16 protein-coding genes and 1 tRNA gene are annotated in these 17,693 nt (G+C 64.4%); 10 read left to right on the forward strand and 7 right to left on the reverse strand.

All coding sequences use genetic code 11. The features are described 5' to 3' along the window. Positions 1 to 60 precede the first annotated feature (60 nt). Positions 61 to 2,043 carry an acetate--CoA ligase gene (gene acs / locus ACOABP_RS03340; RefSeq protein WP_474226964.1) on the reverse strand — a complete coding sequence of 661 codons (1,983 nt, stop codon included), beginning with the start codon at positions 2,041 to 2,043 and terminating at the stop codon, positions 61 to 63. A 399-nt stretch (positions 2,044 to 2,442) separates the two neighbouring features. Between acs and ACOABP_RS03345 the strand changes: the two genes are divergently transcribed. The 4 genes from ACOABP_RS03345 to murI all read left to right on the forward strand — a co-directional run bounded on the left by ACOABP_RS03345 (position 2,443) and on the right by murI (position 6,590). After that, entirely contained in the window at positions 2,443 to 3,336 is an 894-nt protein-coding gene (locus tag ACOABP_RS03345; RefSeq protein ID WP_474226965.1) for a DMT family transporter, read from the forward strand. Between the two features lie 122 nt (positions 3,337 to 3,458). After that, positions 3,459 to 4,028, forward strand: a complete 570-nt coding sequence (locus ACOABP_RS03350; RefSeq protein ID WP_474226966.1) for a TIGR00645 family protein — start codon at positions 3,459 to 3,461, stop codon at positions 4,026 to 4,028. A gap of 143 nt (positions 4,029 to 4,171) precedes the next feature. Next, positions 4,172 to 5,695, forward strand: a complete 1,524-nt coding sequence (locus ACOABP_RS03355; protein ID WP_474226967.1) for a fumarate hydratase — start codon at positions 4,172 to 4,174, stop codon at positions 5,693 to 5,695. A 73-nt stretch (positions 5,696 to 5,768) separates the two neighbouring features. Then, entirely contained in the window at positions 5,769 to 6,590 is an 822-nt protein-coding gene (murI, locus tag ACOABP_RS03360; RefSeq protein WP_474226968.1) for a glutamate racemase, read from the forward strand. On the opposite strand, the gene ACOABP_RS03365 is transcribed toward murI, so the two are convergent. Next, positions 6,580 to 8,895: an AAA family ATPase gene (locus ACOABP_RS03365; protein ID WP_474226969.1), complete on the reverse strand. Its 2,316-nt coding sequence runs from the start codon at positions 8,893 to 8,895 to the stop codon at positions 6,580 to 6,582. The two genes, murI and ACOABP_RS03365, sit on opposite strands and share 11 nt — an antisense overlap. A gap of 454 nt (positions 8,896 to 9,349) precedes the next feature. Between ACOABP_RS03365 and ACOABP_RS03370 the strand changes: the two genes are divergently transcribed. From ACOABP_RS03370 to ACOABP_RS03385, 4 genes are all read left to right on the forward strand, one after another. Further along, entirely contained in the window at positions 9,350 to 10,006 is a 657-nt protein-coding gene (locus tag ACOABP_RS03370) for an energy transducer TonB (RefSeq protein ID WP_066730944.1), read from the forward strand. A gap of 50 nt (positions 10,007 to 10,056) precedes the next feature. Then, positions 10,057 to 10,785, forward strand: a complete 729-nt coding sequence (locus ACOABP_RS03375) for a MotA/TolQ/ExbB proton channel family protein (RefSeq protein ID WP_474226970.1) — start codon at positions 10,057 to 10,059, stop codon at positions 10,783 to 10,785. A gap of 33 nt (positions 10,786 to 10,818) precedes the next feature. Continuing rightward, positions 10,819 to 11,232, forward strand: a complete 414-nt coding sequence (locus ACOABP_RS03380; protein ID WP_474226971.1) for an ExbD/TolR family protein — start codon at positions 10,819 to 10,821, stop codon at positions 11,230 to 11,232. A 285-nt stretch (positions 11,233 to 11,517) separates the two neighbouring features. Next, the gene (locus ACOABP_RS03385) at positions 11,518 to 11,865 is read left to right on the forward strand and encodes a hemin uptake protein HemP (protein WP_474226972.1); all 348 of its coding nucleotides are present in this window, start codon (positions 11,518 to 11,520) and stop codon (positions 11,863 to 11,865) included. Between the two features lie 228 nt (positions 11,866 to 12,093). On the opposite strand, the gene ACOABP_RS03390 is transcribed toward ACOABP_RS03385, so the two are convergent. The 3 genes from ACOABP_RS03390 to ACOABP_RS03400 all read right to left on the reverse strand — a co-directional run bounded on the left by ACOABP_RS03390 (position 12,094) and on the right by ACOABP_RS03400 (position 13,641). Further along, positions 12,094 to 12,501, reverse strand: a complete 408-nt coding sequence (locus ACOABP_RS03390; RefSeq protein ID WP_066730950.1) for a heme-binding protein — start codon at positions 12,499 to 12,501, stop codon at positions 12,094 to 12,096. A gap of 215 nt (positions 12,502 to 12,716) precedes the next feature. Beyond that, entirely contained in the window at positions 12,717 to 12,983 is a 267-nt protein-coding gene (locus ACOABP_RS03395; RefSeq protein WP_474226973.1) for a hypothetical protein, read from the reverse strand. Between the two features lie 316 nt (positions 12,984 to 13,299). Continuing rightward, complete coding sequence (locus tag ACOABP_RS03400) at positions 13,300 to 13,641, reverse strand: hypothetical protein (RefSeq protein WP_474226974.1); 342 nt, start codon at positions 13,639 to 13,641, stop codon at positions 13,300 to 13,302. A gap of 180 nt (positions 13,642 to 13,821) precedes the next feature. On the opposite strand from ACOABP_RS03400, the gene ACOABP_RS03405 reads away from it, so the two are divergent. Beyond that, positions 13,822 to 13,908 (forward strand) — tRNA-Leu (locus ACOABP_RS03405). Between the two features lie 47 nt (positions 13,909 to 13,955). On the opposite strand, the gene ACOABP_RS03410 is transcribed toward ACOABP_RS03405, so the two are convergent. Continuing rightward, the gene (locus tag ACOABP_RS03410) at positions 13,956 to 15,047 is read right to left on the reverse strand and encodes a YeiH family protein (protein ID WP_474226975.1); all 1,092 of its coding nucleotides are present in this window, start codon (positions 15,045 to 15,047) and stop codon (positions 13,956 to 13,958) included. A gap of 104 nt (positions 15,048 to 15,151) precedes the next feature. Here ACOABP_RS03410 and ACOABP_RS03415 point away from each other — a divergent pair, with 104 nt between their 5' ends. After that, positions 15,152 to 16,072: a LysR family transcriptional regulator gene (locus ACOABP_RS03415; protein ID WP_474226976.1), complete on the forward strand. Its 921-nt coding sequence runs from the start codon at positions 15,152 to 15,154 to the stop codon at positions 16,070 to 16,072. On the opposite strand, the gene ACOABP_RS03420 is transcribed toward ACOABP_RS03415, so the two are convergent. Beyond that, on the reverse strand, positions 16,069 to 17,313 hold the full coding sequence (locus ACOABP_RS03420; RefSeq protein WP_474226977.1) for a cation:proton antiporter domain-containing protein: 1,245 nt from the start codon (positions 17,311 to 17,313) through the stop codon (positions 16,069 to 16,071). The two genes, ACOABP_RS03415 and ACOABP_RS03420, sit on opposite strands and share 4 nt — an antisense overlap. Positions 17,314 to 17,693 lie beyond the last annotated feature (380 nt).

Here is a 17,693-nt window from a genome sequence, read left to right on the forward strand (position 1 = left end):
GAAGCCGGGGCGGGCACAACGTGGGTCACGCAGCCAGATAGCGTGCATGAACCGGCGGCGTTACTGCGCCTGCTTCAGTTGATCCAGGATGGCCGGGTTCTCCAGCGTCGAGGTGTCCTGCGTGATTTCCTCGCCCTTGGCCAGCGACCGCAGCAGGCGGCGCATGATCTTGCCCGAGCGCGTCTTGGGCAGGTTGTCGCCAAAGCGGATGTCCTTGGGCTTGGCGATCGGGCCGATCTCCTTGCCCACCCAGTTGCGCAGATCGGCGGCGATCTTCGTGGCCTCGTCGCCGGTCGGACGCGAGCGCTTGAGCACCACGAACGCGCAGATGGCCTCGCCGGTCGTATCGTCCGGCCGCCCCACCACCGCGGCTTCCGCCACCAGCGGGTTCGACACCAGCGCCGATTCGATCTCCATCGTGCCCATGCGGTGGCCCGACACGTTCAGCACGTCGTCGATACGGCCCATGATCGTGAAGTAGCCCGTGTCCTTGTCGCGGATCGAGCCATCGCCGGCCAGGTACAGCGTACCGCCCAGTTCCTCGGGGAAGTAGCTCTTCTTGAAGCGCTCCGGATCGCCCCAGATCGTGCGGATCATGGCCGGCCACGGACGCTTGATCACCAGGATGCCGCCACTGCCGTTCGGCACGTCCTGGCCCGTTTCATCGACGATCGCCGCCATGATGCCCGGCAGCGGCAGCGTGCACGAACCCGGCACCAGCGGCGTGGCGCCCGGCAGCGGCGTGATCACATGGCCGCCGGTTTCGGTCTGCCAGAACGTGTCGACGATCGGGCAGCGTTCCTGGCCGATGTTCTTGTAGTACCACATCCACGCTTCGGGGTTGATCGGCTCGCCCACGGTACCCAGCAGGCGCAGGCTGGACAGGTCGTACTGCTTCGGGTGGATCTTCTCGTCGGCCTCGGCCGCCTTGATCAGCGAGCGGATCGCGGTGGGCGCCGTGTAGAAGATGCTGACCTTGTGGCGCTGGATCATGTCCCAGAAGCGGCCCGCGTTCGGGAACGTCGGCACGCCTTCGAACACGACCTGCGTGGCGCCGGCGGCCAGCGGGCCGTAGGCAATATAGGTGTGGCCGGTGACCCAGCCGATATCGGCGGTACACCAGAACATGTCTTCCGGCTTGACGTCGAAGGTCCAGCGCATCGTCATCAGCGCCCAGAGCAAGTAGCCGCCGGTGCTGTGCTGCACGCCCTTCGGCTTGCCGGTGGAGCCGGAGGTATAGAGCACGAACAGCGGATGTTCGGCACCTACCGGTTCGGGTTCGCAATGATCCGGCTGGCCGGCCGACACATCTTCCATATAGCGGTCGCGGCCCTCGGTCCAGGCCACCTTGCCGCCGGTACGGCGATAGACCACCACGTGCTTGACCGCATCGCAGCCGCCCAGCGCCAGCGCCTCGTCGGCAATGGCCTTGAGCGGCAGCGCCTTGCCGCCGCGCATCTGTTCGTCGGCCGTGATCAGCGCCACGGCGCCCACGTCCACCAGGCGTTCCTGCAGCGACTTGGCCGAGAAACCGCCGAACACCACCGAATGCGTGGCGCCGATACGCGCACAGGCCTGCATGGCCACCACGCCTTCGACGGACATCGGCATGTAGATGACCACGCGGTCGCCCTTCTTGACGCCCAGCGCCTTCAGCCCGTTGGCGAAGCGGCTGACCTTTGCCAGCAATTCCTTGTAGCTGACGCGCGAGACCGCGCCGTCATCGGCTTCGAAGACAATGGCCGTCTTGTCGCCATTGCCCTTCTCGATATTGCGCTCAAGGCAGTTGTACGACGCATTGAGCTGGCCGTCCTCGAACCACTTGTAGAACGGCGCGTCGCTCTCGTCGAGCACCTTGGTGAACGGCTTGTGCCAGTGCAGCAGCTCGCGGGCGTGGCGCGCCCAGAAGCCTTCGTAGTCGCGTTCGGCCTCGGCGCACAGGGCGTTGTACGCCTCCATGCTCGGAATCGCGGCGTTCTTCGCGAACGACTCCGGGGGATTGAAAACGCGATGCTCCTGCATTACCGACTCGATGGCGGACATGGGTTGTCTCCTGGTTTGGCTTTGACTGCTTTGGGTGCAAGGTACGCCCGGCGCCTTACTTAAACCTGACTATTCAGACCCGGCTACCGAAGTCTGACGATCGGGCGGATGCTGGCGGGCATCCATCGCGCTGGCGATGCTGCGGCGCAGCAGGTATGGCAAGGCACGGGAGACTGGGGGCACAAGTGCAGTCGGCTCTACTAAGTTAGCACAGCTATAATGCGCCGGACCCAAATACCCGAACGCGGCGCACGCCCTTTCAATTGGCTTGCACAGGCCGGGCCATCGCGTCCCGCCAGTGGCATGCGACGGCGGCCGCCCGGCATGCCGGGCGCGACGCTCCCCATCGGACGACATCGGACGAACTTGCCCATCCACGCCCTCCTGTTGATCGCCGCCATGGCCCTTGTCGGCAGCAATGTCGGGCTTGGCAAATCGATCATTGCCCATGTGCCCGTGCTGCTGTTCGCGCTGATGCGATTCCTGATCGCCATCGCGTGCCTGTCGCCGTGGTATCGGCCGGCCCGTATGCGCGCGGTGTCGCGCGGCGAATGGCTGAACCTGTTCCTGATGGCCTTCTTCGGCACCTTCATGTTCACGCTGCTCATGCTCGGCGGCGTGCGGCTGACCAGCGCGATGGCCGCCGGCGTGATCACCAGCACCATCCCGGCGACGGTAGCCATCCTGTCGTGGCTGTGGCTGCGCGAGCGGTTGTCACGGCGCACGGTGTTTTCGGTGCTGCTGGCCGTCGCAGGCATCGCCGTGCTCAATATCTCCCGTGGCGGCGGCCATGGCGGCCAGGCCGACGCGGGCCTGGGCGGCGGCGACGCACTGGCCGGCAACCTGATGATCCTGGGCGCCGTAGTCTGCGAATCGATCTACGTGATCCTGTCGCGGCGCCTGTCGCAAACGCTGGCGGCCATCGAAATCTGTGCCTACACCCACCTGATCGGCGGCGCGCTGATGCTGCCGCTGGGCATCGTGCCGCTGTTGACCTTCGACTTCGGCAGCGTGGACGGCACCACCTGGGCCATGCTGGTCTGGTACGCGCTGTCGGCCAGCGTGTTCTCGTTCTGGCTGTGGATGAAGGGCATTCGCCATGTGCCCGCCCAGCTGGCCGGGGTCTTTACCTCGGTGCTGCCGGTGGCGGCCGCCGTCTACGGCATCGTGGTGCTCGGCGAGCGGCCCGGCTGGGCCCATGGCGTGGCGCTGGCCTGCGTGCTGGGCGGCATTGTGCTCGCCAGCTGGCCGGGGCCGATCGCGCGCCGCGCGCTGGACAGCCAATCGCGCTGATCCGGCCCGCAGCACTAACCAAACGTTACCTGGCCGCGATGTCAGGTGTCATGGGCCGCACGGTACAATCGACCCCCGCTTCGATTGTCTGCTGATATTTACATCTTCTCCCGGCATCGCCCATGGCCCAACACACCCCGCTACGCTCCGCCCCGCTTCGTCCGATTCCCCGCATCATCTTTGCCTCGCGCTGGCTGCAACTGCCGCTGTACCTTGGCCTGATCGTCGCCCAGGGCGTCTACGTCTACCACTTTCTGGCCGAGGTCTGGCACCTGCTGGCGCACGTCACCACCTATGACGAAACCAAGATCATGCTGGTGGTGCTGGGCCTGATCGACGTGGTGATGATCTCGAACCTGCTGATCATGGTGATCGTGGGCGGCTACGAGACATTCGTCTCGCGCCTGGGCATCGACAACCACCCGGACGAGCCCGAATGGCTGGACCACGTGAACGCCGGCGTTCTGAAGGTCAAGCTTTCGATGGCGCTGATCGGCATCTCGTCGATCCATCTGCTGAAGACCTTTATCGACGCCGAGCAGCGCAGCACGCACACGATCATGTGGCAGGTGATCATCCATGTGGCGTTCCTGGCATCGGCCCTGGCCATGGCCTGGGTGGACCGCATGGTGTCGCATCCGCACCCCGCAGCCGGCCATGACGCCGATGGTGCGGCGCAGCAGGCACACTGAATACGCCGCCCCGCCGAGGTGATTCATCCGCCTCGCAGCAATACCCGACCAAAGGTGTCGACGGCTGTATGCATCCCGTACAGCCGTCGCCGCCAGGGTGTATCATCCCGGGCTGTGTTTCACCGCTGCCCTCCCCCCACAAAATGACAGTCATCAAGCAAGAAGACCTCATCCAGAGCGTCGCCGACTCGCTGCAGTACATCAGCTATTACCACCCGATGGACTACATCACCAGCCTGGGCCGTGCCTACGAGCTGGAACAGAGTCCGGCCGCCAAGGACGCGATTGCCCAGATCCTGACCAACAGCCGCATGTGCGCCGAAGGCAAGCGCCCGCTGTGCCAGGACACCGGCATTGTCACGATCTTCGTCAAGGTGGGGATGGACGTGCGCTGGGACGGCGCCACCATGGGCCTGACCGAGATGATCAACGAAGGCGTGCGCCGCGGTTACACGCACCCCGACAACGTGCTGCGCGCGTCGATCGTCAGCCCGCCCGAAGGCGCCCGCAAGAACACCAAGGACAACACCCCGGCCGTGATCCACTACGAAGTGGTGCCGGGCAACACCGTCGACATCCAGGTAGCCGCCAAGGGCGGTGGCTCGGAAAACAAGTCGAAGTTCGTGATGCTGAACCCGTCCGACTCGATCGTCGACTGGGTACTGAAGACCGTGCCGACGATGGGCGCCGGCTGGTGCCCGCCGGGCATGCTCGGCATCGGCATTGGCGGCACCGCCGAGAAGGCGATGGTGATGGCCAAGGAATCGCTGATGGAATCCATCGACATCCAGGACATCATCGCCCGCGGCCCGAAGGACTGGATCGAGGAAATGCGCGTCGAGCTGTACGAGAAGGTCAACGCGCTGGGCATTGGCGCGCAGGGCCTGGGCGGCCTGGCGACCGTGCTGGACGTCAAGATCATGGCATCGCCGACGCACGCCGCGTCGAAGCCCGTGGCAATGATCCCGAACTGCGCGGCCACCCGCCACGTGCACTTCACGCTGGACGGCAGCGGCCCGGCCAAGCTGGAAGCACCTGACCTGTCGGCCTGGCCGAAGGTGGAGTGGGCACCGAACACCGAGACGTCGAAGCGCGTCGACCTGAACACGCTGACGCCGGAAGAAGTGGCATCGTGGAAGCCGGGCCAGACGCTGCTGCTCAACGGCAAGATGCTGACGGGCCGCGACGCCGCGCACAAGCGTATCGCCGACATGCTGGCAAACGGCGAGCAGTTGCCGCTGGACTTCACGAACCGCGTGATCTACTACGTCGGCCCCGTGGATCCAGTGCGCGACGAAGTGGTTGGCCCGGCCGGCCCGACGACGGCCACCCGCATGGACAAGTTCACCGAGACGATGCTGTCGCAAACCGGCCTGATCGCCATGATCGGCAAGGCCGAGCGCGGTCCGGTGGCGATCGAATCGATCCAGAAGCACAAGTCGGCCTACCTGATGGCCGTGGGCGGTGCCGCCTACCTGGTGTCGAAGGCGATTCGCGGCGCTAAGGTGCTGGCCTTCGAAGACCTGGGCATGGAAGCGATCTACGAGTTCGACGTCAAGGACATGCCGGTGACGGTGGCCGTGGACAGCTCGGGCACGTCGGTCCACAAGACCGGCCCCGCCGAGTGGCAGGCCAAGATCGGCAAGATTCCGGTCGCGGCAGCCTGATCGCCAGACTGGTCAATTGCAGTGCAAAGCCGGACAATTGCTGTCCGGCTTTTTTCATTCCCGAGTCAAAGGCGTGAACCCCTCCCCCATCGGCATCTTCGATTCCGGCCTTGGCGGCCTGTCGGTCCTGCGCGAAGTGCGCGCCATGCTGCCGCACGAGTCGCTGATCTACTTTGCCGATTCGCGCTACGCACCGTACGGTGACAAGCCCGAGCGATTTGTCGAGGCCCGCACGCTGCAGGTCTGCGAATGGCTGGTGGCGCAGGGCTGCAAGGCGCTGGTGATCGCCTGCAACACGGCAACCATGCATGCCGTGCAGACGCTGCGCGAGCGCCTGGCCGTGCCGATCATCGGCGTGGAGCCTGGGCTCAAACCCGCGGCATCGCTGAGCCAGAGCAAGGTGGTGGGCGTACTGGCCACCGCCAACACGCTCAAGAGCGCCAAGTTCAACCGGTTGCTGACAGCGCTGTCGCACGAAAGCCGGTACCTGTGCGCGGCCGGTCACGGGCTGGTTTCGCTGATCGAACAGGGCGACGTGTCGGGTCCGGCGATTCGCGAGAAGCTCGACGCCTACCTGCGTCCGATGCTCGACGCCGGGGCCGATACCCTGGTGCTGGGCTGCACGCACTACCCTTTCCTGTCGGACACGATCCGCGACATGGTCGGCAGCCGCCTGACGCTGATCGACACCGGCACGGCCATCGCACGCCAGCTGGCCCGCAAGCTTGCCGAGTTCGACCTGGCGGCCAGCCCCGATGCCGCGCCGGCCGTGCGCTACCTGTCGACCAAGGACGCCGCCCATCTGCGCGAGATGGCGTGGGCGCTGCTACAGGTGGAGGCCGGCGCCGAGACGGTGGTCATCGAGCCGGCGCCCGCCATCGACGCTACTGAATAAACCCCACCGGCTTGTGATGCCGCACCTCGGGCTTCACGGAATGTTCCTGGCGCAACTGGGCCAGGAACTCGTCGGGCGTCAGCGCCTCGCCCAGCACCACTGACTGGTGCTTCACCGTGGCGAAATCGCCAGGTGTCAGGCAATCCATGCCGTCGAGATCGCGCCGGATCGCATCCGTCATGCGCCCGGCATCGCCATCGAGCGCCTCGTCGACGAACATCGTCTCGCGCTGCGCTGGCTTGAGCGGCAGGAAGCGGATCTTGAACGAAAAGCGCCGCAGCGCAGCCTCGTCGATGCGGTCGAACAGGTTCGTGGTGCAGACAAAGATGCCGTTGAAGCGCTCCATCCCCTGCAGCATTTCGTTGACCTCCGACACCTCGTAGTTGCGTACCGCCTGCTGGCGACTCTGCATGAAGCTGTCAGCCTCGTCGAGCAGCAGGACCGCGCCATCCTCCTCGGCCCGCGCGAACATGGCCGCGATCTGCTGCTCGGTCTCGCCCACGTACTTGCTCATCAGGTCAGAGGCCCGCCGGATCATCAGCGGCAGGTCCAGCGCCGCCGCGATATGCTCGGCCAGCGCGGTCTTGCCGGTACCGGGCGGCCCGTAGAAACACAGCGTGCCCCGCTGACGCGCACCCAGCGCCTGCACGATCTTGTCCACCGCGTAGCGCGTTTCCAGATTCAGGTTGTCCAGCCGGTAGTGGGTCACCACCGGGCGTGCCTCGGCCTCTGGACGCAGGCCCATCGCGCGGTCGGCATGTTCGAGCTGGCGCAGGATCAGCGCCTCGACCGGCTCATCGACATCGGGCCGCGCAAGTTCGACGAATCGCGCGGCCGATTGCACCTGTGCCGGCGTCAGCGTCTTTCGCGCCGCCAGCGTCGCCACGAACGCATCGCTGACCGCCAGGTTTCCAAGGTGCTTGCGGATAATGTTCTCGCGCACCTGAGGTGGCGGAATCTTCAGTTCGAGATGGAACTGGAAGCGCCGCAGATAGGCCGGGTCGATCTGCCGGATCGAATTCGAAATCCAGATCACCGGCACCGGGTTCTGCTCCAGCGTCTGGTTGACCCACGCCTTGCCGTTGACGGAAGCACGCGTGTCTTCCTGACCGAACAGGCTCATCAGTTCGCGCGCACTGCCAGGGAACACGTCCTCGACCTCGTCGAACAGCAGCGCCGTGCGCGGCCGCCCGCGCAGGAAGGCCTGCGACACCTGCAACGACCGGTATCGATCCTTGCCCGACAGGCTGTTGCCATCGCGGTCGAAGCAGTCCACTTCATACAGTTCGCAACCGGCTTCGCGCGCCACCAGCCGCGCGAACTCGGTCTTGCCTGTGCCGGGCGGCCCATAGATCAGCACGTTCACGCCCGAGGCATTCTGGCGCGTGGCGTTGCCAAGCAAGGCCGTCAGATAGCGGGCATCGGTCTCGACATGCGGATAGTCGGTGGTGCCCAGCGTGGGCGGCGCGGCGGGCCGCGTGAAGACCGCCATCATCTCGGCCTCGCTGGCGTAGTTGCCCAGCAGCACGTGCAGCAGGCGGTCGGACAGGCGCATCAGGTCGCCCAGGTCCGTCACACTGTTTTCCGGCAGCGGCTGCTCGATCAGGTTCAGCGTCTCCAGGCGCGATCCCGGCCGCAGCGACGCCGCGATATCGCCAGGGTTGGCGGCGGTCAGGCCGGCCAGGATCTGAAACGCTTCCTGGCTGTGCGCAACCTTGCAATCGACCATCACCGCGCGCAGGTCACGCTTGTACTTGGCAAGCGCCGCGTAGAGCAGCAGCTTGCGCTCGTGCTCGGGCAGGTTCAGCACATGGCTGAGCATGTCGATATTGCGCACCAGCAGCACGCGCTCGCCATCCAGCCGCGCCGCAATCGCGGCCGACGATGCGGCAAATACCGCGAACATGTCCTTGGCGTGATGCTTGACGTATTCGTCCAGATAGTAAAACAGCGCGCTTTCGTCGAAAGCACTGTTCCACTGGCCGTGGCGCTCCAGGAATTCCTCGGGCGACAGGCGCGAGGCGCCCTTCCATACAGGCATGTCGGCGCAACGCGCGGACAGGAAGCGCTGCACGCGCAGCACCACGCCGTACGGCCACACCATTTCCTGCGCGCTGACGGTCAGCACGTCATTGATATTGCTGCGCAGATTGAAGCGCGGCCCGAGCGCGCAGACCACGCGCAGCGCAAACTGGGCGCACATCCAGTCGAGCGCCGAAGTGCCCACCGTGCCGGACGATGCGCGCAGCAGCGTGCTGCGGTCGTCCATCATGCGGTCGTCTTCAGCAAAACGGGTGAAATCCATGGCTGGTTCCCTTCGCACGAGGCGCGGGGCGTCCGGACCGCGGGGATCGCCTGGCCTGTGCCGTGTCTGCCGCTAACTGGGGATTCCTAATAATCGTAGCGCGGATTTCCGCGGGTGGGGCATTGGCGGCATGCCGGCGCGCGCTCTGCCCCACGTAACGCCGGATCGACATCCTCGCCGGATTGCTGCGAACTCCGCAATGAAGCAGGCGCAGAATATCCTCACGCATTGCACAATGTGCAACAAATAAGAATCATTATCGTTTATACTATCCCGCTGATACGCTGCCCAAGAGTGGCGCTCCCCCTGTAACCGGTTTCTAGACGGCTGTGTTTCTTTGGAGCGTTATCATCATGGAATTGCTATTGAGCCTGCTGGTTGGATGTGGAATCTCGCTGATCCTGTTCTACCGCAAGTGATTGCGCCGCGAGGCCGGACACCTGTCGTTCCTCTCATGTTCGATCAACGATTTTTGAAGATCACCGTTGCGGTCCTGCTGTTCCACGTCGGACTGCTGTATTTGATCCAGAGCGGGCTGGCCCGCAAGATGACGGAAGCCGTCATCGCCCCTGAAATCATCGCCCGCATCATCCCGATGGAGCAGCCGAAGCCCGAGCCGCCCGCCCCCGAACCTCCCAAGGCACAACCTACGCCGCCCAAGCAGGTCAAAGTAGTAACGCCGCGTCCGACGCCCCCCAAGCCTCAACCGACGCCGGCACCGGTCGCCAACCTGCCGCCGACACCGAACGCCATCGAGGCGCCGCCTGCTCCGCCTGCCCCGCCGGCACCTGAGCCGCCCGCGCCGCCGCCGGCCGCCACGAATGCGGCACCGCGCGCGGTCGGCATTGGTGAAATGGCATGTTCGCAACCCGCGCCGGTGTATCCGCGCCAGTCGCAACGCATGGGCGAGACCGGTACCGCCGTGATCCGTCTGAATTTCGACGATACCGGCAAGGTCGTGAAGGCCGTGGTGTCGAAGACCAGCGGGTCCGATCGCCTTGACGATGCCGCGCTGACCGCCGCCAAGGCGATCCGCTGCAAGCCGTACATGGAGAACGGCCGCGCCATGGCCGCCACCGCGCAGCAACCGATCAAATTCGAGCTGAACTGATTTCCCGGAATTTTCCGATACCCTAAACACTGACACTTTCAGGAACCACCATGCAGGACCTCGGACTCTCACACCTCTGGTCGCAAGGCGATTTCGTCATGCGCGCGACCGCCATCATTCTGCTGATCATGTCGCTGCTGTCGTGGATCGTGATTCTCACCAAGGCGTGGGATCTGGTTCGCCTCAAGAAGATGGCGCATGGCGCGGAGAAGCGCTTCTGGCACTCGGACGACTTCGACCACGCGCTCGACACGCTGGGCGCCAGCGACGCCAACCCGTTCCGCACGCTGGCCGTCACCGGCAAGGAAGCCGCCCAGCACCATCGCGCCAGCCAGCCGCAACTGCATGACGCACTGGACATTTCCGACTGGCTGACCCGCTCGCTGAAGAGCTCGATCGACGAAGCCGTTGCCCGCATGCAGTCGGGCCTGGCCGTGCTGGCCTCGGTGGGTTCCACGGCACCGTTCGTGGGTCTGTTCGGCACCGTGTGGGGCATCTATCACGCCCTGATCGGCATCGGCGCCTCGGGCGTGCCGACCATCGACAAGGTGGCCGGCCCCGTCGGCGAGGCCCTGATCATGACTGCCTTCGGCCTGGCCGTGGCCATTCCTGCCGTGCTGGGCTACAACGCCCTGAGCCGCGGCAACAAGGGCGTGATCAGCAAGCTGAACCGCTTCGCGCACGACCTGCACGCCTACTTCGTGACCGGCGCCCGCGTGCGTCCGACCTCCGCCAATCGCGCCAGCGACGATGCGATGCGCCTGGCCGTCAAGAACTAAGCGCTGCTCCGCAAGCGCCTGAAGGAAAGCATCATGGCATTCGGCACCCTCGACGGCGACGATGACGAGGTGATGAGCGAAATCAACATGACCCCCCTGGTGGACGTCATGCTGGTGCTGCTGATCATCTTCATCATCACGATTCCCGTCATCAACCACGCGGTCAAGATCGACCTGCCGCGTGCGACCAACCAGCCCAACGACTCCAAGCCGCAGAACATCAACGTTTCCATCGATGCTCAGGGCAAGGTGTTCTGGAACCAGGAAGAAGTGGATCAGACGCAGCTGGAACAGCGCATTGCCAGTGCAGCGCAACTGCAGCCGCAGCCTGAACTGCACCTGCGCGCCGACCGCGACGTGCGCTACGAGCGCGTGGCCGAAGTCATGGCCGCCGCACAGCACGGCGGCCTGGGCAAGATCGGCTTCATCACCGAACCGAAGCACTGAGCCGGCGTCAGCCAGTTCTTGTCGACCGCTTCGTTTTGGCAGCAAAAAGGGCACCTTCGGGTGCCCTTTTTGCACTGGGAAGCGCGATTGCATCGGGCGGCGTGACCTGTCTCGCTTGTCCATCCCGGCAACGATTGCGTCACAGATGTAACTTCATGCGAAGAGGCTTGTAATGATAACGGTTCTCATTTAAGATCGTCTCATCGTGATTCGCAACACGCGGATCGAGCAGACATCCACCTTCCGTCGCCAGACGGAACACCGGAACTTCGAACGGAGAAGACCATGAGCACCTTGAGCCTGCCGCTGTCGCAACCGCGTGAAGTCACGCGCCGCCGCCTGTCCCTGCGCCGCGTGGAAGTTGCCCCGCAGGCGCGCCGCGACTCGGCAGCTGCGTCGTCCGGCGCTCCGTCGACGGCCTCGTCCGCGCTGGAGTCGGTCAAGTCGGCGGTCGCCGCCCTGCCCGCCCGCCTGGAAGCGCTGATGCGCCAGGCGCCGGCCAGCAGTACCGACACCCCCGCCGTGCCGCTCGAGGCGATCATGCAAGGCGCCACGACGCTGCCAATCCTGCATAACGGCGAGGTTTATACGCTGCGCGTCACGCGCTACGGCAAGCTGATCCTGACCAAGTAACAGGAAAAGCAGCCGGATGCTTCTGTAAAGACTTTTGTGGGGACCACCCGTCCAACGGGTGTTCGGCAGTAGCCAGACGATCGGATTCCCCTGTCAGGCAAACATTCCAGACCCTTTGCCTGAACGGCCGATGCCAGCCATGCCACTTTTTATACCGCCCCGCAGGCGTTGCGCCTGCGGGGCTTTTTGCTTCCTGTCGGCGCGTTGGCGCCTTGGAGCAACGACGGGTCAGATACCCAGTGCGGCGATGCCGGCGCGGGCAATCTGCGCGTCTTCGGTCGACTTCACGCCGGACACGCCAACCGCACCCACCACCTGGTTGTTCACCACGATGGGCACGCCGCCTTCCAGCATGCCTTGCAGCACCGGCGCCGTCATGAACGAGTAGCGGCCGTTGTTGATCATGTCTTCGTAGATCTTCGATTCGCGACGGCCCAGCGACGCCGTGCGCGCCTTTTCCGTGGCGATGTAGGCCGAGATCGGGGCGACACCATCCAGGCGAATCGAGCCAAGCGGATGACCACCGTCGTCGACAACCACGATCGTGACAGCCCAGTTGTTTGCCGTGGCTTCGGCCTCGGCGGCGACCAGCACCTTCTTCACGTCGTCAGCCGTCAGTACGGTCTTTTGCTGCATACCTCTCTCCATCGTTCAGGGTTGAGGCTGCAGTATATCGCGCCGCTCCACCGCGAAATGACGTAATCCGCGCCTTTCGGAGGTGAAACTGCTTCACCTTCGCAAGGCTTGACGGTCATGTTACGGCGGGCCCGCACGCCGAAAACGTAAAGGCCCGCGATATCGTTGGCGATACCGCGGGCCCTTGCCTGACTGTCGGGTTGCCTGCTGTCGGATCAGGCGCCGTCGCTGAATGCGTCGCGGCGGTCAGTCACCCGCGCCCCATCCGAATACACATCGCGCGGGCCGGCCACGCGCGCACCATCGGTGTAGACATCCCGGTTGGTGATACGGGCGCCATCGGTGTAGACATCACGCGTATCCACAGCCCGTTGGCCGCCGCTGTAGATGTCGTACTTGACCGGTGCAGCGAAAACCGATGTCGAGAGCGCGGCCAGCGCGCCGATTGCGGCCATAGCCGCCAGACGTTGTTTGAGAGCCATGTGATCCCCTTGTTCTGTTTGACGACGGGCGCCGCGCCATCAGCATGTGACCTGCTGGGAGCGTTACTGTGGGAGCGGCGTCACGTGAGGCAGTTTAGGGGGAAACCCCTAGCCGAATATCCAGATCGCTTGAGCGTTCGCATCAAAAACTTTGAGCGACGAATTCGCGCGGGAACCAACATGCGCAATGTTCCGCCAAGTCTTTCCAGGAAAGATGGCCAGGATGAACGCCATACGGCGCCTGACAAAAGAAAAAGCCCCATTCCGGGGCTTTTTCTAACAAACACCTTTCAATGGCCTTGGAAAGGCACACCTGTCAGTGGTGATGTCCATGGCCGTGACCGCCACCGTAGTAGCCGCGGCCATGCCAGCCCGGGCCGTAGTAGTAACGCGGGCCACCGTAATAGCGCGGGCCGTAGCCGTAGTAGACCGGAGCCGGACGAACCACCACCGGCGGCGGGCCGTAATAAACCGGAGCCGGGGCCACCACTACCGGCGGGGGCGGCGCGTAGTAGGCAGGTGCCGGCGGATAGTACGCCGGGCCACCCACGACAACGCCCGGAACACCGATCGCCACGTCGACGTTCACCCGCGCCATTGCAGCGCCCGACGCCAGCGCGGCGGCTACGCCGAATGCTGCGAACAACCAACGTTTCATGATCGTGCTCTCTATGAGTTAGGAAGAATCCTGATACTCACTATTGTACGAGGTCACGAACTTGCAGGTGCAACGGCGGTATCGACATTGTTACCGTCGGTAACAGGCAGATCACATATCGCAGGTACGTGTCCAGCTTGCTTCCTGCGGGCGAAGCCACCACAATACCGGGCTTGCCGTGCGGCCGTGGAGAAATTGGTAGACTCAGCAGACTTAAAATCTGCCGCCTTTCCAGGCTTACGGGTTCGAGTCCCGTCGGCCGCACCAGCCTCTCCGCCTCATCCAGGATCCCTTGCTACTGGGCCCCTTGCCGTTCACACCAGAACCGCGCACAGGCCAGCGCCCACCACCATCAGGAAGACGAACAGCAGGCCAGCCAGTGCCAGCGGCTTGCGGCCAGCGCGCAGCAGGTCGCCAATCCGCGTATGCAGGCCGATGGCGAGCATTGCGCAGGCCAGCAGCCAGTTGTCCAGCGCCGTCAGCGCGGGCTTCCAGTCGCTGGGCACCAGCGCCGCCGAATTCAGCGCCATCACCGCGACAAAGCCCACCGCAAACCAGGGCACCGAGCGCAGCAAACCCTTCAGGTTGCGCGAGGCACCGGATTCCTGCGACCAGCTCGTGCGCGGCCACAGAGCCATGATCAGCAGCAGCGGGCCCAGCGCCAGCACACGAACCATCTTGGCTACCACTGCGGCATCGGCGGTGGCATCGCTCACCATCTTGCCCGACGCGATCACCTGGGCCACTTCGTGCAGCGTGGCGCCCGTGAAGATACCGAACGCGCGCTCGCTTACCGCGAGATGCCAGTGCTGCGTAGCCAGCTCGTACATCCACGGATAGAGCATCATGCCGGCTGTGCCAAACAGCACGACGGTCGCCACGGCAACGGCGGTTTGACGATCGTCGGTGCGCACCACCGAAGACACCGCAATGGCCGCCGCGGCACCGCAGACCGCGCTACCGGCGCTCACCAGAATCGCTTCGCGCCGGCTCAGGCCGAAGAACGACGAACCCACCCAGGTACCGAACAGCAGCGTTGCCACCAGCATCAGCAGGGGCACCACAATGCCGCCTACGCCCAGCGCCGCAATGGCGCCGAAGGTCAGGCGCAAGCCGTACAGCGCCACGCCCAGGCGAAGCATGTGATGGCGCGCGAACTGCATGCCCGGGGCCAGCGGCGTCAGCCAGTGCTTGGGCATGGTGTTGGCGGCGATCATGCCGGCGAACATCGCCAGTGTCAGGGCCGACAAGCCATATTGCGAGATGGCCGGATGATCGGCCAGCACCTGGGCCAGCCAGGCAATGGCGCCCAGCGGCAGAAGCGTCAGGATGCGTTTGCGCCACAACGTCAGCGTGGACGGGGCAATGGCAACAGAAATCGAATGCGGGGCAGGAGCCGTAGACATGGCAGCAACACTGGTCTTTGTTCAATGCCTTGCAGAGTACGCACCGGCTGCTAACCCGTAAAACGGGTAATATCGTTATGCGTAATCAGATATATCGATAAGACATGGAACAACGCCCGCTTCGCCTGACCCTGCGCCAGTTGCAGGTGTTCGTTGCCGTTGCCCAGCATGGCAGCACGATTGCGGCCTCGGAGTCGCTGGCGATGTCGCAATCGGCAGTCAGCGCGTCGCTGGCGGAGCTGGAGCGTGCGCTTAATGGCGCACTTTTTGACCGCGTAGCGCGCCGGTTAGCCATCAACGAAACCGGCCGCCAGTTCTTTCCGCGAGCGCTGTCCCTGCTGGACCAGGCCCACGAACTGGAGCGATTTGCCTCCGAAGGGGGGGTGCAATTGCGCATTGCCGCCAGCAACACGATCGGCAGCTATATCCTGCCCGCGCTGCTGGCGGGCTTTCGTCATGCCCAGACCGGCCCTTGCGCGCTTGACCTTCGCATTGGCAATACGCACGACGTGCTGCAATCCCTGCTGAAGTTCGAGGTCGATATCGGGCTGATTGAAGGCACCAGCCACGAACGCGACCTGCGCAGCGTGCATTGGTGCGACGACGAAATGGTGGTGATCGTCGGCCCGTCGCATCCGCTGGCGACAGCCACAGACCGCCCTGAAGTGCTGCACCGCCTGCTGCGCGAAGCCGACTGGATCGTGCGCGAGCCCGGCTCGGGCACACGCGAAATCATCGAGGCGCGCCTGGTGCCGGAAATCGGCGCGCTACGTTTTGCGCTGGAACTGGGCAACGCGGAAGCTATCAAGCGCGCGGTCATGAGCGGCTTTGGCGTCAGTTGCCTGTCACTTCACGTTGTTCGCGACGAAATCGACCGTGGCCTGCTGGTGGCATTGCGCAACGGCCTGCCGCGTGTGATCCGTCCTTTGCAACTGGTCGTCCACCAGGACAAGTTTCCCACGCAGGGCCTGCTGGCCTTTAGCGAATATCTGCGCGGCGCCGCGCCGGTGCTGCCACCGCCTTAGGCCGGCTGAGCGTCACGCTGCCCGTCTCCATCCACGCGCGCCGTATAGCGGTCGAGCAGATGGAACATGACGGGATTGAGCAGGATCGACAACAGCGCGCCAGCCAGGATCAGGGCCTGGCCGCGCTCGGGCAGGATATTGAGATAGACGCCCAGGCTAGCCAGGATGAACGAGAATTCGCCAATCTGCGCCAGGCTGACGGCAATCGTCAGGCCTACGCGATTGTTGTGGCCAAATGCGCGCACGATGCCAAGCGCCGCCAGCGACTTGCCCACCAGGATGATGAGCAGCGTCGCCAGCACGCCCCAGGGGTCGTTCACCAGCACCATCGGGTCGAACAACATGCCTACCGAGACGAAAAACAGCACGGCGAACGCGTCGCGCAGCGGCAGCGATTCTTCGGCGGCACGATGGCTGAATTCCGATTCGGCCATCACCATCCCGGCGAAGAACGCACCGAGCGCGAACGATACGCCGAACAGCGAATAGGCGCCGAACGCCACGCCGAGTGCCACGGCCAGCACGCCCAGGCGGAACAGTTCCCGGCTGCCGGTCCACACGATGCGTTCGAGCATCCACGGGATAAAGCGCCGGCCAATCACCATCATCACGGCCACGAACGCCGCGACCTTGCCCAGCGTCGAGAAGATCTCGACCAGCACATCCATCGTGGTCGGCGCCGATGCGGCGCCTGCCCCGCCTTCGGCGCCGCCTCCCAGCAGACCGGCCATCGCCGGCAGCAGCACCAGTGTCAGCACCATCGCCAGGTCTTCCACGATCAGCCAGCCCACCGCGATGCGTCCCTGTTGCGATTCGATCAGGTCACGCTCCTGCAGCGCCCGCAGCAGCACCACGGTGCTCGCCACCGACAGCGCCAGGCCGTACACAAGGCCCTGGCCCCAGTGCCAGTCGAAGCCCCAGGCCACCAGCATACCCAGCGCCGTGGCAATACCGATCTGCACAATCGCGCCCGGAATCGCGATCTTCTTCACCGCCATCAGGTCCTTGACCGAGAAATGCAGGCCCACGCCAAACATCAGCAGGATCACGCCCAGCTCCGCCAACTCCGGCGCCAGCGCCTGATCGGCCGTGTAGCCGGGCGTATGCGGCCCCACCACGATGCCAGCACACAGGTAGCCAATCAGCGGCGGCAGCCGGAACCGGTTGGCGATGGCACCCAGAATGAATGCCAGCACGATACCGCCGACGATGGTGCTGATAAGCGGGGTGGCGTGATGCATGCGTCTGGGGTTCCTTTCCGGTTGTCTCGATAATCTGGATGAATCACCGCAGCGCCCACGCACCATCCGCCGACGCATCATGCGCATTGGCATGTCGCGGACAGAGAAAGGACCCTGAACGTTGCTGGTGGTACGGGAAGAGCGGCCGCAGACCGCGGGTGCATAACAAAATCGCCATGCGCCGCGGCAGGAGGGAATGCATCGGAATACGACTACGCGAGGTGGCTTGCCACGCCAGGCGCCGTCCCGGATGCGTACGGCATTGACGTAATGTAACACGCGACGCACCCCACTCCGGATGAGAACAATCGCAAAAAACTGGGGAAGTTCGGCGAATGCCGGCGCTGAAAAGCACAACGGCGCCACATGGGCGCCGTCGG

The sequence above is a fragment of the Cupriavidus sp. HE11 genome, assembly GCF_056097175.1.

Coding starts and splice junctions, on each gene's coding strand:
- acs (WP_474226964.1), bottom strand. CDS start 2,043: ATGTCCGCCATCGAGTCGGTAATGCAGGAGCATCGCGTTTTCAATCCC.
- ACOABP_RS03345 (WP_474226965.1), top strand. CDS start 2,443: ATGGCCCTTGTCGGCAGCAATGTCGGGCTTGGCAAATCGATCATTGCC.
- ACOABP_RS03350 (WP_474226966.1), top strand. CDS start 3,459: ATGGCCCAACACACCCCGCTACGCTCCGCCCCGCTTCGTCCGATTCCC.
- ACOABP_RS03355 (WP_474226967.1), top strand. CDS start 4,172: ATGACAGTCATCAAGCAAGAAGACCTCATCCAGAGCGTCGCCGACTCG.
- ACOABP_RS03365 (WP_474226969.1), bottom strand. CDS start 8,895: ATGGATTTCACCCGTTTTGCTGAAGACGACCGCATGATGGACGACCGC.
- ACOABP_RS03370 (WP_066730944.1), top strand. CDS start 9,350: ATGTTCGATCAACGATTTTTGAAGATCACCGTTGCGGTCCTGCTGTTC.
- ACOABP_RS03375 (WP_474226970.1), top strand. CDS start 10,057: ATGCAGGACCTCGGACTCTCACACCTCTGGTCGCAAGGCGATTTCGTC.
- ACOABP_RS03380 (WP_474226971.1), top strand. CDS start 10,819: ATGGCATTCGGCACCCTCGACGGCGACGATGACGAGGTGATGAGCGAA.
- ACOABP_RS03385 (WP_474226972.1), top strand. CDS start 11,518: ATGAGCACCTTGAGCCTGCCGCTGTCGCAACCGCGTGAAGTCACGCGC.
- ACOABP_RS03390 (WP_066730950.1), bottom strand. CDS start 12,501: ATGCAGCAAAAGACCGTACTGACGGCTGACGACGTGAAGAAGGTGCTG.
- ACOABP_RS03395 (WP_474226973.1), bottom strand. CDS start 12,983: ATGGCTCTCAAACAACGTCTGGCGGCTATGGCCGCAATCGGCGCGCTG.
- ACOABP_RS03400 (WP_474226974.1), bottom strand. CDS start 13,641: ATGAAACGTTGGTTGTTCGCAGCATTCGGCGTAGCCGCCGCGCTGGCG.
- ACOABP_RS03410 (WP_474226975.1), bottom strand. CDS start 15,047: ATGTCTACGGCTCCTGCCCCGCATTCGATTTCTGTTGCCATTGCCCCG.
- ACOABP_RS03415 (WP_474226976.1), top strand. CDS start 15,152: ATGGAACAACGCCCGCTTCGCCTGACCCTGCGCCAGTTGCAGGTGTTC.
- ACOABP_RS03420 (WP_474226977.1), bottom strand. CDS start 17,313: ATGCATCACGCCACCCCGCTTATCAGCACCATCGTCGGCGGTATCGTG.